Annotated in this window: 15 protein-coding genes; 10 read left to right on the forward strand and 5 right to left on the reverse strand. The window is 46.6% G+C overall.

Features of this window, described 5'->3' with window-relative positions:
* The first annotated feature begins 143 nt into the window (after window positions 1–143).
* Window positions 144–368 carry an alternative ribosome-rescue factor A gene (locus B0187_RS04510; protein WP_078236674.1) on the forward strand — a complete coding sequence of 75 codons (225 nt, stop codon included), beginning with the start codon at window positions 144–146 and terminating at the stop codon, window positions 366–368.
* A gap of 117 nt (window positions 369–485) precedes the next feature.
* Here the strand turns inward: B0187_RS04510 and nfuA are convergent, their stop codons facing one another.
* Complete coding sequence (nfuA, locus tag B0187_RS04515) at window positions 486–1,079, reverse strand: Fe-S biogenesis protein NfuA (RefSeq protein WP_078236675.1); 594 nt, start codon at window positions 1,077–1,079, stop codon at window positions 486–488.
* 411 nt (window positions 1,080–1,490) lie between these two features.
* Here nfuA and B0187_RS04520 point away from each other — a divergent pair, with 411 nt between their 5' ends.
* The 9 genes from B0187_RS04520 to mnmA all read left to right on the forward strand — a co-directional run bounded on the left by B0187_RS04520 (window position 1,491) and on the right by mnmA (window position 10,140).
* Window positions 1,491–2,855, forward strand: coding sequence for a Na(+)-translocating NADH-quinone reductase subunit A (locus B0187_RS04520; protein ID WP_078236676.1), 1,365 nt, complete (start codon window positions 1,491–1,493; stop codon window positions 2,853–2,855).
* 2 nt (window positions 2,856–2,857) lie between these two features.
* Entirely contained in the window at window positions 2,858–4,096 is a 1,239-nt protein-coding gene (locus B0187_RS04525; RefSeq protein WP_078236677.1) for an NADH:ubiquinone reductase (Na(+)-transporting) subunit B, read from the forward strand.
* Window positions 4,089–4,856: a Na(+)-translocating NADH-quinone reductase subunit C gene (locus B0187_RS04530; RefSeq protein WP_078236678.1), complete on the forward strand. Its 768-nt coding sequence runs from the start codon at window positions 4,089–4,091 to the stop codon at window positions 4,854–4,856. Before B0187_RS04525 ends, B0187_RS04530 begins: the two co-directional genes overlap by 8 nt.
* On the forward strand, window positions 4,856–5,479 hold the full coding sequence (locus B0187_RS04535; protein ID WP_078236679.1) for an NADH:ubiquinone reductase (Na(+)-transporting) subunit D: 624 nt from the start codon (window positions 4,856–4,858) through the stop codon (window positions 5,477–5,479). Before B0187_RS04530 ends, B0187_RS04535 begins: the two co-directional genes overlap by 1 nt.
* A 1-nt stretch (window position 5,480) precedes the next feature.
* Entirely contained in the window at window positions 5,481–6,077 is a 597-nt protein-coding gene (nqrE, locus tag B0187_RS04540; protein ID WP_078236680.1) for an NADH:ubiquinone reductase (Na(+)-transporting) subunit E, read from the forward strand.
* A 12-nt stretch (window positions 6,078–6,089) separates the two neighbouring features.
* A complete protein-coding gene (gene nqrF / locus B0187_RS04545; RefSeq protein WP_078236681.1) occupies window positions 6,090–7,316 on the forward strand; it encodes an NADH:ubiquinone reductase (Na(+)-transporting) subunit F in 1,227 nt (408 codons plus the stop codon).
* Between the two features lie 180 nt (window positions 7,317–7,496).
* On the forward strand, window positions 7,497–8,531 hold the full coding sequence (locus tag B0187_RS04550; protein ID WP_143413759.1) for an FAD:protein FMN transferase: 1,035 nt from the start codon (window positions 7,497–7,499) through the stop codon (window positions 8,529–8,531).
* A gap of 209 nt (window positions 8,532–8,740) precedes the next feature.
* Window positions 8,741–8,989 (forward strand): (Na+)-NQR maturation NqrM, encoded by a 249-nt coding sequence (gene nqrM, locus B0187_RS04555; RefSeq protein ID WP_078236682.1) that lies wholly within the window; start codon window positions 8,741–8,743, stop codon window positions 8,987–8,989.
* Window positions 8,989–10,140, forward strand: a complete 1,152-nt coding sequence (gene mnmA, locus B0187_RS04560) for a tRNA 2-thiouridine(34) synthase MnmA (RefSeq protein WP_078236683.1) — start codon at window positions 8,989–8,991, stop codon at window positions 10,138–10,140. Before nqrM ends, mnmA begins: the two co-directional genes overlap by 1 nt.
* A gap of 224 nt (window positions 10,141–10,364) precedes the next feature.
* Here the strand turns inward: mnmA and B0187_RS04565 are convergent, their stop codons facing one another.
* The 4 genes from B0187_RS04565 to trxA all read right to left on the reverse strand — a co-directional run bounded on the left by B0187_RS04565 (window position 10,365) and on the right by trxA (window position 14,548).
* Complete coding sequence (locus B0187_RS04565; RefSeq protein ID WP_078236684.1) at window positions 10,365–11,663, reverse strand: adenylosuccinate synthase; 1,299 nt, start codon at window positions 11,661–11,663, stop codon at window positions 10,365–10,367.
* 277 nt (window positions 11,664–11,940) lie between these two features.
* Window positions 11,941–12,828 (reverse strand): protease modulator HflC, encoded by an 888-nt coding sequence (gene hflC, locus B0187_RS04570; protein ID WP_078236685.1) that lies wholly within the window; start codon window positions 12,826–12,828, stop codon window positions 11,941–11,943.
* A 2-nt stretch (window positions 12,829–12,830) separates the two neighbouring features.
* The gene (hflK, locus tag B0187_RS04575) at window positions 12,831–14,048 is read right to left on the reverse strand and encodes an FtsH protease activity modulator HflK (RefSeq protein WP_078236686.1); all 1,218 of its coding nucleotides are present in this window, start codon (window positions 14,046–14,048) and stop codon (window positions 12,831–12,833) included.
* Window positions 14,049–14,230: 182 nt separating this feature from the next.
* Complete coding sequence (trxA, locus tag B0187_RS04580; RefSeq protein WP_078236687.1) at window positions 14,231–14,548, reverse strand: thioredoxin TrxA; 318 nt, start codon at window positions 14,546–14,548, stop codon at window positions 14,231–14,233.
* Between the last annotated feature and the right edge of the window lie 50 nt (window positions 14,549–14,598).

A 14,598-nucleotide genomic window follows, 5' to 3' on the forward strand; every position in this document is an offset into this window, starting at 1 on the left:
AACCTCTCTGCAAAAATTATCGAAAATCTGACCGCTTGTAGGCGGTAAATGGTCGGAATTATACATAAAATTTTGCCAATCTTATATATTTTTGGCAAAATGCCCCTCGCCAATTTCGGCTTAATGATCCAAAGAGGAAAAAAATGAAGAAAAACAATCAGATAGCCTACGCCCACCAGCGTGGCGAAATTCAACAGAGTGCGATCAAAGCCCTCGTCCACGACCCACTGTTCCGCCAACGGGTAGAACGCAACCGCAAAGGAAAAGGCAGTTACCAACGCAACGCCAAACACCGCAAAGGGGGTTACGACCGAGGCGAAAGCCCATTTAAAAAGGTTCTAGGGAATGTTTTTAAATGGGCTTTTTAGTAAGGAAAATTTCAGTAATAGAAATTATCAGAAGTATCATATCTTTTAGCTACTTTTTATACATAACAATAAAAACAAAAAACCTCAACACTTGTTGAGGTTTTTTGTTAGGCAAAATTAGTAGTAAGAATGTTCGCCGTGTTGGTGTTCGGTAACATCTTTCACGCCGACTAATTCGTCTGGGAATTGTAATAAGAGTTGTTTTTCGATGCCCTCTTTGAGGGTTACGTCCACCATTGAACAGCCGTTGCAGCCGCCGCCGAATTGTAGAATGGCGTATTTGTCTTCCGTTACTTCGATGAGGATTACACGTCCGCCGTGCCCTGCCAGTTGTGGGTTGATTTGGGTTTGGATTACATAATCTAAGCGTTCGATGAAAGGGGCGTCGTCCGCCACTTTTCGCATTTTGGCGTTCGGGGCTTTAAGGGTAAGCTGTGAGCCCATTTGTTCGGTAACGTAGTCGATTTCGGCTTCGTCCAAAAACGGTAAACTTAAATCGTCCACGAAAGCGGAAAATTGGTTGAATTTAAATTCGGTGTCGCTCGCTTCCACAGCGTTGGGTGGGCAGTAGGAAACGCCACATTCGGCACTTGGTGTACCGGGGTTTACCACGAAAATGCGGATATTGGTGCCTGCTTCTTGCTGTTCGAGCAATTTGCGGAAATGGGCTTGTGCTGCGTCTGAAATGGAGATGTTGATTGGTTGTTCCATAAAAGTCCGAAAATTAGATTTAGATCAAAAATTGTCGCTATTCTACGCCTACTCTCGCCGTTTGGCTAGTGCCAAATCAGTTTGCATAAATGTTAAACAATATCTCGAAATTTTCAAAAATCCTACCCCTTGCAAGGGGTGGGTTTTGGCGATTTTTTCTTGATTTACTTCAAATTTAGCAACACTTTTGCAACAATCAGGCGTTTTTTTGTGGAATTGAGGGGGCTTTTTTAGGTAGAATACGGTGTTTTATTTTGTCTATTAAAGGAATAGGCGAAATCCGATTTGAGAACTTAATGTGGCGGTGTTAAGTAGGTGGGGGAACTCTTTACTTTTCATTTTGCTGCGGCTCAATAAAGCGGTTGCGGTTTCCGCAATCATATTTTTTAACCCAACAAAGTAGTAAACAATATGATTACAATTAAACAAGGCTTAGATCTTCCGATTGCAGGAAAACCTGAGCAAGTAATCCACAACGGTAACGTTGTGAATGAAGTTGCTATGCTTGGCGAAGAATATGTGGGTATGCGTCCTTCGATGAAAGTGCGTGAGGGCGATCAAGTGAAAAAAGGTCAGGTGCTTTTTGAAGATAAAAAGAACCCTGGCGTGCTTTTCACTGCACCTGCAAGCGGTACGATTGTGGCAATCAATCGTGGCGAAAAACGTGTTCTTCAATCTGTCGTGATCAAAGTTGAGGATAATGAGCAAGAAAGTGGTGAGCAAATTACCTTTACTCGCTATGAAGCGTCAAATCTTGCGTCATTGACGGCAGAGCAAGTGAAACAAAACTTGGTGGAATCAGGCTTATGGACTGCATTCCGTACCCGTCCGTTTAGTAAAGTGCCTGCGTTAGATGGCAATCCGTCATCAATCTTTGTGAACGCAATGGATACCAACCCGTTAGCGGCTGATCCACAAGTAGTTTTAAAAGAGTTTGAAGCGGACTTTACCAATGGTTTAACCGTGATTACCCGTTTATTTGAAGGTAAGAAACCTGTTTACCTCTGCCGTGAAGCAGACGGTCAAGTGCCTTCAAGTGCCAACATTCCTTCATTGGAAATCAAATCTTTCAGCGGTGTTCACCCAGCAGGATTAAGTGGCACCCATATCCACTTTATCGATCCTGTGAGTGCGACCAAATCCGTTTGGTATATCAACTATCAAGATGTGATCGCGATTGGTAAATTATTTACCACGGGCGAATTATTCACCGATCGTGTGGTTTCGCTTGCAGGTCCGCAAGTGAAAAATCCTCGCTTAGTGCGTACCCGTTTAGGGGCGAACCTTTCTCAATTAACCGCGAACGAATTGAAAGACGGCGAAAACCGTGTGATTTCGGGTTCGGTGTTAAGCGGTGCAACGGCAGTAGGTCCTGTGGATTATTTAGGTCGCTATGCGTTGCAAGTTTCTGTGTTGGCGGAAGGTCGTGAGAAAGTGTTCTTCGGTATGATCGCACCTTATTCGGATAAATATTCGATTACGCGTACCACCCTTGGACACTTTGCGAAGAAATTATTTAACTTCACCACAGCGGTGCACGGCAGTGAGCGTGCAATGGTGCCAATCGGTGCTTATGAGCGTGTAATGCCGTTGGATATTATCCCAACCTTATTGTTGCGTGATTTAGCCGTAGGCGATACCGATTCGGCACAAGCATTAGGCTGCTTAGAGCTAGATGAAGAAGATTTAGCACTTTGTACCTTTGTTTGCCCAGGTAAAAACAACTACGGTCCGATGCTGCGTGCAGCCTTAGAGAAGATCGAGAAGGAAGGTTAAAAATGGGTTTAAAAAATCTTTTTGAAAAAATGGAACCCCATTTCCACCAAGGTGGAAAATATGAAAAATGGTACACGCTGTTTGAAGCGGCTTACACCATTTTCTATTCACCAGGTACAGTAACCCGTAAAGATGCCCACGTGCGTGATGCGTTAGATTCTAAACGTATGATGTTGATCGTGTGGTTGGCATTGTTCCCAGCAATGTTCTACGGTATGTACAACGTGGGGGCTCAATCTTTATTAGCGTTGGGCGTGGGTGATTTTGCTCAAAACGTTCAAACCAACGTGGCAAATAACTGGCATTTTGCCCTTGCTAATGCGTTCGGTTTCCTTTCCCAAGATGCGGGCGTATTCAGCAAAATGGGGATCGGTGCAATTTTCTTCCTACCAATTTACTTGACGATTTTTGCGGTCGGTGGTTTCTGGGAAGTGGTATTTGCAATGGTGCGTAAGCACGAAATCAATGAAGGTTTCTTCGTTACCTCAATTCTTTTGGCGTTAATCGTTCCGCCAACCTTACCATTGTGGCAAGCAGCACTTGCAACAACTTTCGGTGTGGTTGTCGCAAAAGAAGTGTTTGGTGGCGTAGGTAAAAACTTTATGAACCCTGCGTTGGCGGGTCGTGCATTCTTGTTCTTCGCTTACCCAGCTCAAATCTCAGGCGACCTTGTTTGGACAGCGGCTGACGGTTTCTCAGGTGCAACGGCACTTTCACAATGGTCAGCAGGTGGTCAAGCGGCATTAAAACACGTTGCAACGGGTCAAGAGATCACTTGGATGGATGCGTTCTTAGGGAACATTCCAGGCTCTATCGGTGAAGTTTCAACCTTAATGTTGGCAATCGGTGCGGTGATTATCGTGTTTGCCCGTATCGCTTCTTGGCGAATCATTGCGGGTGTAATGATCGGTATGGCGGCAACGGCAACCTTGTTCAACCTTATCGGTTCAGACACCAACCCAATGTTCAATATGCCGTGGCACTGGCACTTAGTGTTAGGTGGTTTTGCATTAGGTATGTTCTTTATGGCAACCGACCCAGTATCGGCAGCCTTTACCAACACAGGTAAATGGTGGTACGGTGCGTTAATCGGTGCGATGTGTGTGATTATCCGTGTAGCAAACCCAGCATACCCAGAGGGTATGATGTTAGCGATCCTTTTTGCTAACTTGTTTGCACCGATCTTCGACTACCTCGTGGTTCAAGCTAACATCAAACGTAGGAAGGCACGCAATGGCTAAATTTAATAAAGATAGCGTTGGCGGCACATTAACTGTCGTTGTGTTATTAAGTTTAATCTGCTCGTTAATCGTGGCAGGTGCGGCGGTAATGCTTAAACCAACCCAAGACGAACAGAAAGTCCTTGATAAACAGAAAAACATTTTAAGCGTGGCAGGGTTATTAAACGAAAATACTAATATTCGTGAAACCTATGCAAAATTCATCGAACCGCGTATCGTGGATTTAGCCACTGGTGATTATGTTGAAGGCGTAACAAACTTTGATGCGAAAGCAGCAGCAAAAGATCCAGCACAAAGCATTGCGATCAACCCAGCTGACGACAAAGCCAACATCAAAGTGCGTGCTAAATATGCGGAAGTATATCTAGTAAAAAATGCTGAGGGAAAAACCACCCAAGTGGTGTTGCCAATGTATGGTAACGGTTTGTGGTCTGTAATGTACGGTTTCGTTTCAGTACAACCAGACGGTGATACCCTCAACGGCATTACTTACTATGAACAAGGCGAAACCGCAGGTTTGGGTGGCGAAATTGCCAATCCAAACTGGCAGAAAAACTTTGTCGGTAAGAAATTATATGACGCCCAAGGCAACGTGGCTTTAACCGTAGGAAAAGGGGCTTCTGCCAATAAAGATCACGGCATTGATGGTCTTTCAGGTGCAACCCTCACCTCAAACGGTGTTGATGGCTCGTTCAAATACTGGTTCGGTAAAAATGGTTTTGAACCATTCTTAACCAAATTCAAAGCGGGGAATAACTAATGGCTAGTAACAACCTCAAAAAATTGTTGTTATCGCCTGTGGTAGATAACAACCCGATTGCATTGCAGATCTTAGGTATCTGTTCTGCTCTTGCGGTAACAACACAGCTCAAAACCGCTGTGGTAATGGCGGTAGCGGTAAGTTTGGTTACTGCGTTTTCAAGTTTCTTTATCTCTTGCATTCGCAACTACATTCCAAACAGCATTCGTATTATCGTGCAAATGGCAATCATCGCATCGCTTGTAATCCTTGTGGACCAAGTATTGCGTGCCTACGCTTACGACTTATCCAAACAGCTCTCGGTATTCGTAGGCTTGATCATCACGAACTGTATCGTAATGGGGCGTGCGGAAGCCTTTGCAATGAAATCAGCCCCTGCTGAAAGTTTTGTGGACGGCTTAGGAAACGGCTTAGGTTACGGTGCAATTCTTGTGATCGTGGCGTTCTTGCGTGAGCTTATCGGTTCAGGCAAAGTGTTTGGCGTAACCGTGTTTGAAACCATTCAAAACGGTGGCTGGTATCAAGCAAACGGTCTTTTCCTATTAGCACCAAGTGCGTTCTTCATCATCGGATTCCTCATCTGGGGATTAAGAACTTGGAAACCAGAGCAAGTGGAGAAATAAGATGGAACATTATCTTAGTCTATTTGTTAAGTCCGTATTTATTGAAAATATGGCACTTTCTTTCTTCCTTGGTATGTGTACATTCCTTGCGGTGTCTAAGAAAGTTTCAACGGCATTCGGTTTAGGGATCGCCGTGATCGTGGTACTCGGTATCGCTGTACCGGTAAACCAGCTCGTGTTTACCTATGTATTAAAAGAGGGTGCATTAGTTGAGGGCGTGGATCTGACCTTCCTTAACTTCATCACCTTTATCGGCGTGATCGCAGCACTCGTTCAAGTGTTAGAAATGATCCTCGATAAATTCTTCCCAGCCCTTTACAGTGCATTAGGGATCTTCCTACCGCTTATCACGGTAAACTGTGCGATCTTCGGTGGCGTATCCTTTATGGTACAACGCGAATACAACTTCGCCGAATCGGTGGTTTACGGTATCGGTGCAGGTACTGGTTGGATGTTAGCGATCGTTGCCCTCGCAGGCTTAACCGAGAAAATGAAATACTCTGACGTACCAGCAGGCTTGCGTGGTTTAGGGATCACCTTCATCACCGTGGGCTTAATGGCACTCGGCTTTATGTCATTCTCAGGCATTCAATTATAAGGAGCGTATCGAATGGATAATTTTATTTTCGGTATTGTGGCATTTACCGCCCTTGTATTAGTGCTTGCGGTGTTGATCCTGTTCGCTAAGTCAAAATTAGTCGATTCAGGCGACATCACAATCTCAATCAACGATGATCCAGAAAAAGCGATCACCTTGCCAGCAGGCGGAAAATTACTTGGTGCATTAGCGAGCAAAGGGATCTTCGTTTCATCGGCGTGCGGTGGTGGCGGCTCTTGTGGTCAATGTATCGTGAAAGTGAAAAGCGGTGGTGGCGAAATTCTACCAACCGAACTTTCACACATCACCAAACGTGAAGCGAAAGAGGGCTACCGTCTCTCTTGCCAAGTGAACGTGAAAAGCTCAATGGACATCGAATTGCCAGAAGAAATTTTCGGCGTGAAAAAATGGCAATGTACCGTTATCTCTAACGATAACAAAGCGACCTTCATCAAAGAGCTTAAATTGGCGATTCCAGAAGGCGAAGAAGTGCCATTCCGTGCAGGTGGTTATATCCAAATCGAAGCAGAACCGCATACGGTTAATTACAAAGATTTCGATATTCCAGAAGAATACCACGAGGACTGGAACAAATTCGACCTCTGGCGTTATGTGTCAAAAGTGGACGAGCATATCATTCGTGCTTACTCAATGGCTTCATACCCAGAAGAGAAAGGCATCATTATGCTTAATGTGCGTATTGCCACCCCGCCACCAAATAACCCAGATGCCCCACCGGGACAAATGTCATCTTACATTTGGTCATTAAAAGCGGGCGACAAAGTAACGATTTCTGGTCCATTTGGTGAATTCTTCGCCAAAGATACCGATGCGGAAATGGTGTTTATCGGTGGTGGTGCAGGTATGGCACCAATGCGTTCACACATCTTCGACCAGCTTAAACGCTTGAAATCAAAACGTAAAATGACTTTCTGGTACGGTGCTCGTTCAGAACGTGAAATGTTCTACGTAGAAGATTTCAACGGCTTACAAGCGGAAAACGACAACTTCAAATGGTATGTGGCACTCTCTGATCCACTACCAGGCGATAACGAAGATTACTATCGTGGCTTTATTCACAACGTGCTTTACGAGAACTACCTCAAAAACCACGAAGCCCCAGAGGATTGTGAATACTATATGTGCGGCCCACCGATTATGAACAAATCGGTTATCGCGATGTTGAAGAGCCTCGGCGTTGAAGATGAAAACATCTTACTCGATGACTTCGGTGGCTAATTTCAGCTAACCCAACCAAGCGGTCAGATTTCGCAAAATTTTGCAGAATCTGACCGCTTGTTTTTTATCCTCGTCCTGCCTTACTAGAAAAAATCCCCAATTTAAGCTAAAATTCGGAGTTTTTTATTTTTATTGACGGAGTTGCTTGTGCAAAGAAAATCCTTAATCAAATCCCTAGCTTTGGGGGCGAAAACCCTTGCGTTGCTTGCCACGGCACTGTTTTTAAGTGCCTGCCAAAAAGAGCCTCAACAAGTTGCGTTTGACGGCAAAACAATGGGAACAACCTACCACGTTAAATATATTGACGATGGCAAAGTGGCGAACCTGCCGAAGCCCGAGGAAGTGAAAGCCCAGTTGGAAACCTTACTCAAAGAAGTGAACAACCAGATGTCCACCTACCAAAAAGATTCGCAAATTTCCCAATTCAATCAAATGAAAGAGGCGAACAAAGCGGTGCAAATCGCCCCAGATTTCGCCAAAGTGGTGGCGGAAGCGATCCGTTTGAACGGTGTAACCGAGGGGGCGTTGGACGTTACCGTTGGTCAATTAGTCAATTTATGGGGATTCGGCCCTGATAAACGCCTCAACAAAGTGCCGAGCGAAGAGCAAATCGCCGAGCGTTCGCAATCGGTGGGGATTGATAAATTAGTGCTAGATCAAACCGCTTCCACCCTCGCCAAAACCGCCCCAGAACTTTACCTCGACCTCTCGGCAATCGCCAAAGGCTTCGGGGTGGATAAATTGGCGGAACAGTTGGAAAGTTTAGGCTTAGAAAACTACCTCGTGGAAATCGGTGGCGAATTGCGTGGTAAAGGCAAAAACCTTGCGGGCAAAGGCTGGCAAATCGGGATCGAAAAACCTGAAATGGCACAGGGACAGGGTAGCCAAGTAACCGTTACCCTCAACAACCTCGCAATGGCGACTTCGGGCAACTACCGCAACTATTTTGAGGACGAACAAGGCAACCGCCTTTCCCACATTATCGACCCAAAACAACGCCGCCCAATTAGCCACAACCTCGCCTCGATCACGGTTCTCGCCCCAACCACGATGACCGCTGACGGCTTATCCACGGGCTTATTCGTCCTCGGCACAGAAAAAGCCCTCGAAGTGGCTGAACGCGAAAAACTCGCTGTGTTCCTCATCATCAAAACTGATAAGGGTTTTGAGACCAAAATGTCGAGTGAGTTTGAGAAGCTGTTGGAAAATAAATAGTCTGTTTGGGTCGCGAGCATCGCGACCCTACGTAGGGACGCCACGCTGGCGTCCTTTCCGCGAGAAGTTTAAGAAACCGCTTAACTCAAAATAGCGGGGATAACAGGGACAACGACCCTGAAAATTTATAACCTAGTACGGCTTGCTGTGCTAGGCGGTACAAGCGGTCAGATTCCCTCTAATTTTTACCAACCAAAACAGGATCAACAATGGAAACCATTTTATTAACTTTCGGCTTTTTTATTGCGGTGATTTTCGCGATGTCTATCGGGTTTATCATCAAAGGCAAAACCATTAAAGGCAGTTGCGGTGGGATTACTGCACTGGGAATGAAGAAAATGTGCGATTGCGAAGAGCCGTGCGACAATCTCAAAGAGAAAGTGGCACAGGGCGATGAGCAGGCGAAAGCGGAAATGGCACGTTTTAACAAAGAACCTCAATTCTACGAAGTAAAATAATGAAATCAATCACTTACGAAAATCATTTTCCGAAACTCACCGCAGAACAGCTTGCTGAAAACGGCAAGAAAAAAGTGATTTGCGGAATGTCGGGCGGGGTGGATTCGTCCGTTTCCGCCTTTATTCTTCAACAACAAGGCTACCAAGTTGAGGGCTTGTTTATGAAGAATTGGGAAGAAGATGACGACACCGATTACTGCACCGCCGCCGCCGATTTGGCGGACGCCCAAGCGGTGTGCGACAAACTCGGGATCAAACTGCACAAAATCAACTTTGCGGCGGAATACTGGGACAACGTATTCGAGCATTTTTTGAGCGAATATAAAGCAGGTCGCACCCCAAACCCCGATATTTTGTGCAACAAAGAGATCAAGTTCAAAGCCTTTTTGGAATATGCCGCCGAAGATTTGGGGGCGGATTATATCGCCACGGGGCATTATGTTCGCCGCCGTGATGTGGGCGGTCAATCGCAACTGCTACGTGGCTTGGACAGCAACAAGGATCAAAGCTACTTCCTCTACACATTGAGCAAGGATCAAGTGGCACAAAGCCTGTTCCCTGTCGGCGATATTGAAAAACCGATTGTCCGCCAGATTGCTGACGATCTCGGTCTTGCCACTGCCAAGAAAAAGGATTCGACGGGGATCTGTTTTATCGGTGAACGCAAATTTAAAGATTTCCTCGCTCGCTATCTGCCTGCTCAACCAGGGGATATTATCACGACTGAGGGGCAAGTGGTCGGTCGCCACGATGGCTTGATGTACCACACCCTCGGGCAGCGTAAAGGGCTGGGTATCGGTGGCGTGAAAGGGTTGAGCGAAGATCCGTTCTATGTGGTGGAAAAAGATCTGATCAACAACGTACTGATTGTGGCACAAGGCCACGACAATTCCGCCCTGCTTTCAACAGGCTTGATCGCTAAACAGTTGCACTGGGTGGATCGCCAGCCGATTACGCAAAATCTGCGTTGCACCGTCAAAACTCGCTATCGTCAAACGGATATCGCCTGCGAAATCCAACCTATTGATGAAGATACGATTCGAGTGATCTTTGACGAACCACAAATCGCCGTTACCCCTGGGCAGTCAGCGGTGTTCTATCAAGGTGAAATCTGCCTTGGTGGTGGGGTAATTGAGGAACAGTTGAAATAGCCCCGATATTTTCGATAAAAAGACCGCTTGTAGGTTGCCCTGCAAGCGGTTTGTTTTTTGCGGTATTTTCAACAATCATACCGCTTGAATTTCCCCCTACCCCGCCTAACGGCGGTACTTCCCCCGTAAACGGGGGAAGATCTTAATACCACACAAAACGAGATCTGCCCCCGCTTGCGGGGGAAGTGGTTGAGCGAAGCGAAACCGAAGGGGGCTACGGAAATTTAAGCCGCGAACGGATCACGCAAGATCATTGTTTCCACACGATCTGGGCCTGTCGAGAGAATATCCACAGGCACGCCGACCACTTCTTCAATGCGTTTGATGTAGTTGATCGCATTTTGTGGTAGATCTTCCCATTTGGTTACGCGGAAAGTGTTTTCCGACCAACCTGGTAAGGTTTCGTAAATCGGCTCAACGCCTTCCCAGTCGGCGGCTGCCATTGGGGCGTATTCCACGATTTTGCCATTTGGCATTTTGTAGCCAACGCAGATTTTGAGTTCATCAAAGCCGTCAAGCACGTCCAATTTGGTCATACAGAAGCCCGAAATTGAGTTGATTTGCACCGCACGGCGAACCGCCACCGCATCGAACCAACCGCAACGTCTCGCACGTCCTGTTACCGAGCCGAATTCGTTCCCTTTGCGAGCGATTTCCGCCCCCACTTCATCGAATAATTCGGTGGTAAACGGGCCGCTTCCCACTCGGGTGCAATAGGCTTTGATGATACCTAACACATAGTCTAGGTTGCGAGGCCCGAAGCCAGAGCCAGTCGCCACGCCGCCAGCGGTGGTGTTTGAGCTGGTGACGAACGGATAAGTGCCGTGGTCGATGTCGAGCATTGTGCCTTGTGCGCCTTCAAACAGGATATTGTCGCCGTTCGCTCTCGCTTCGTGTAGCAAGGTAGTGATGTCGGCAACCATTCCTGTCAAAATATCCGCCACAGCAAACACTTCGTCTAAGGTTTTTTGGTAATTAACGGGTTCAACTTTGTAGTAATGCACCAGTTGGAAGTTGTAGTATTCCAAAATGGTTTTGAGCTTTTCGGCAAAGGCTTCACGATTGAAAAGGTCGCTCACACGCAAGCCACGGCGAGCCACTTTATCTTCGTAGGCTGGACCGATGCCACGCCCTGTGGTGCCGATTTTGTTTTTGCCGAGTGCCGCTTCACGAGCCTGATCCATTGCCACGTGGTAAGGCAAAATCAACGGACAGGCTTCCGAAATTTTGAGGCGTTCACGTACGTTAATGCCACGAGCTTCCAACTCGCCCATTTCTTGCAATAACGCCGCAGGCGAAAGCACCACGCCGTTGCCGATTAAGCAGGTAACATTCTCACGCAAAATGCCCGATGGAATCAGGCGTAAAATGGTTTTTTCTCCGTTGATGATGAGCGTATGCCCTGCGTTGTGTCCGCCTTGATAACGCACCACATATTTCACACGGTCGGTCAAGAGATCGACAATTTTACCCTTGCCCTCATCGCCCCATTGTGCGCCTAAGATTGCTACACTTTTTCCCATAATTCAATGCCTCTCGGTTGGTTAATTAACTTGGTAAGCGGTCGGATTGGCGGAAATTTTTGCAAATCCTACCGCTTGTTTAACGAAAATAATGAAAATTGACATTCCCTCCCCCGCTTGCGGGGGAGGGCTAGGGAGGGGGGATTATGATTTCCCCCCCACCTAACCTCCCCCCGCAAGCGGGGGGAGGAATTATCGTAACTCGGTTAAAGATAAAAAACCTTTTTCACTATTTTTTAACGTAAAAAGACCCGAAAACTCGGGTCTTTGGATACAACTATTTTGTCGGTGCTTTCATAAAGCGGAAAAATTCGCTGTCTGGCTTCAATAACATCATATTGTTTTGATCTTGGCTGAAACTTGCCTCGTAAGCCTTTAAGCTACGCACAAAGCTGTAAAATTCGGGATCTTTGCTGAATGCGTCCGCATAGATTTTCGCCGCTTCCGCATCGCCTGCACCGCGTAGTTCTTCGGCGGTTTTGGTGGCGTTGGCTTCAATTAAGACCACTTTTTTATCCACTTCGGCACGGATCATTTCCGCTTTTTCTTGCCCTTGTGAGCGATGTTCACGCGCCACCGCATCACGTTCGGCACGCATACGCTGATAGATTGAGGACGACACTTCGTTCGGTAGGTTGATTTGCTTCACGCGTACGTCCACCACTTCAATCCCCAATTTTTCTGCACCGTCTTCGCCAGCGTTGAGGGCTTTTTGCGCTCCTGCCATTAACTCGCCACGCGAGCCTGACACGATGTCTTTAATGGTGCGAGAACCGATTTCTGAACGCAAACGGTCGCCCACTTTACGGCGTAATAGGTCGGACGCTTTTTGATAGTCGCCACCTGTGGCGGTGTAGAATTGCCCGAAATCGCTGATTCGCCATTTCACATAGGAATCCACCAACAAATCTTTTTTCTCAACGGTAACGAAGCGGTCTTCTTGATCGCCGAGAATTTGAATGCGAGCGTCTAACACTTTCAAGCTGTCAATGAATGGGGCTTTGAAGTGCAAACCAGGGGAATAAACCACCACTTTTCCTGCGTCATCACGTTGCACCTTGTTGAAGCGTAACATAATGCCACGGTAGCCTTCTGGCACAATGGTTAAGCACGAAACCACCACCAACGCTAACGCCGCAACGAGGGGTAATAATAATTTACGCATTGTTAAAATCTCCCTTTACGTTCGCCGTTTTCTTCCGCTGGCTCGCTCATTTGAGGTTGAGCTGGCACGCTGGCTGGTTGCACCACTCTCGGCTCTGGGGCTTTGAGGGTTGGGGCAGCTACGTTGCTCGGACTAGCGGTCGGTTTGGTCAAAATTTTATCTAATGGTAGCACGCTTAAATTGTTGCCGTTGCTGTCCATTACCACTTTCGGGGTGTTTTTCATCACTTTTTCCATTGTTTGAATATACAAACGCTCACGCATTACCGCAGGGGCAGCTTGATATTCAGGTAGGATTTTTTGGAAACGTTCCACTTCCCCTTTGGCTTCTAGCACCACTTTTTCTTTGTAAGCGGTCGCTTGTTCCACGATACGCTGTGCCTTACCTCGCGCAATCGGCTCTTCCCCTCTTGCGTAGGCTTCCGCCTCACGGATTAAGCGTTGCTGATCTTCCTGTGCTTTAATCGCATCGTCAAACGCCGCTTTTACTTCCTCTGGCGGACGAGCCGATTGGAAGTTCACATCGGTAACGAGCAAGCCCATATCGTAATTTTTGATGATTTCACGCAACGCCGTCCAAGTGCGTTCACGCACCACCGCACGCCCTGTGGTTAAAATTTCGTCCATCGTCATATGCCCGATCACATAACGCAAGGCACTGTCCGTCGCCTGTTTCAAACTATCATCGGGATCTTTCACGTTGAACAGATATTTGGCAGGATCTTCCACACGATATTGCACCGTCATTTCCACCTGTACCATATTTTCATCTTGGGTCAGCATTGAACCGCCCGTTTTCAATTCGGACACACGCTCAATGTTTACGGGGTAAACTTCATCAATAAAAGTCGGCTTCCAGTTCAAGCCTGGTAGCGAAACGTTGGTTAATTTGCCGAAACGGGTAACCACGCCTCGTTCCGCTTCTTTCACGGTGTAGAAACCCGAAGCCGCCCAAACCACCGCCCCTAAACCGAGTAAAATCGGCAGGAATTTGCCCAAAGAGGGGGCTGGCTGATTGTTTTGATTGCCGTTATTGCCACCGCCCATTTTTTTGAGCAAATTGCTGAATGCTTCTTCCAGATCTGGCGGCTGCTGGCTATTTTGTTGGCGATTTGGCTCTGGCGAACCTTGCCCTTGTTGTTCTTTATTTTCTGGTTGTTCAGGCTTTTTTTGCCCAGGTTTGCCCCAAGGATCTTGATTGCCTGATTCGTTCCACGACATAATTTTCTCCAAAAATAACGTGATCTTGCTTCCTTTCTTTTTCAAAAAGAAAACCGCCCGATTGTACCGATTTGGCACTGTTTTTGCTAGGTAAAAAATCAAATTTCTTGCAACAAGCGGTCGGATCTGTCGATTTTTTACAAAACAAAAGGGCGATGAAATCGCCCCTTTCTTTTCAGGAATTATAATGCTTGCTCAATTAAGCTGGCTAATTGTGATTTAGGCACGCCGCCCACTTGGGTTGCAACCACTTCACCGTTTTTGAACACAAGCAAAGTTGGGATACTGCGGATACCGAATTTGGTGGCGGTTTCTGGATTGTCGTCCACATTCACTTTTACCACTTTTGCTCTGCCTGCGAACTCGTCCGCTAATTCATCTAAAATTGGGGCGATCATACGGCAAGGTCCGCACCAAGGTGCCCAGAAATCTAATAAAACAGGCACATCGGCATTTAACACTTCTTGCTCAAAAGTTGCATCGGTTACTTGAATAGTCATAGCTTTTCCTTATTTTGAAAGTAAAAAAAGAACGCCCTAAATCACATTAA

The sequence above is a fragment of the Haemophilus paracuniculus genome (assembly GCF_002015115.1).
Classification (GTDB): domain Bacteria; phylum Pseudomonadota; class Gammaproteobacteria; order Enterobacterales; family Pasteurellaceae; genus Haemophilus_E; species Haemophilus_E paracuniculus.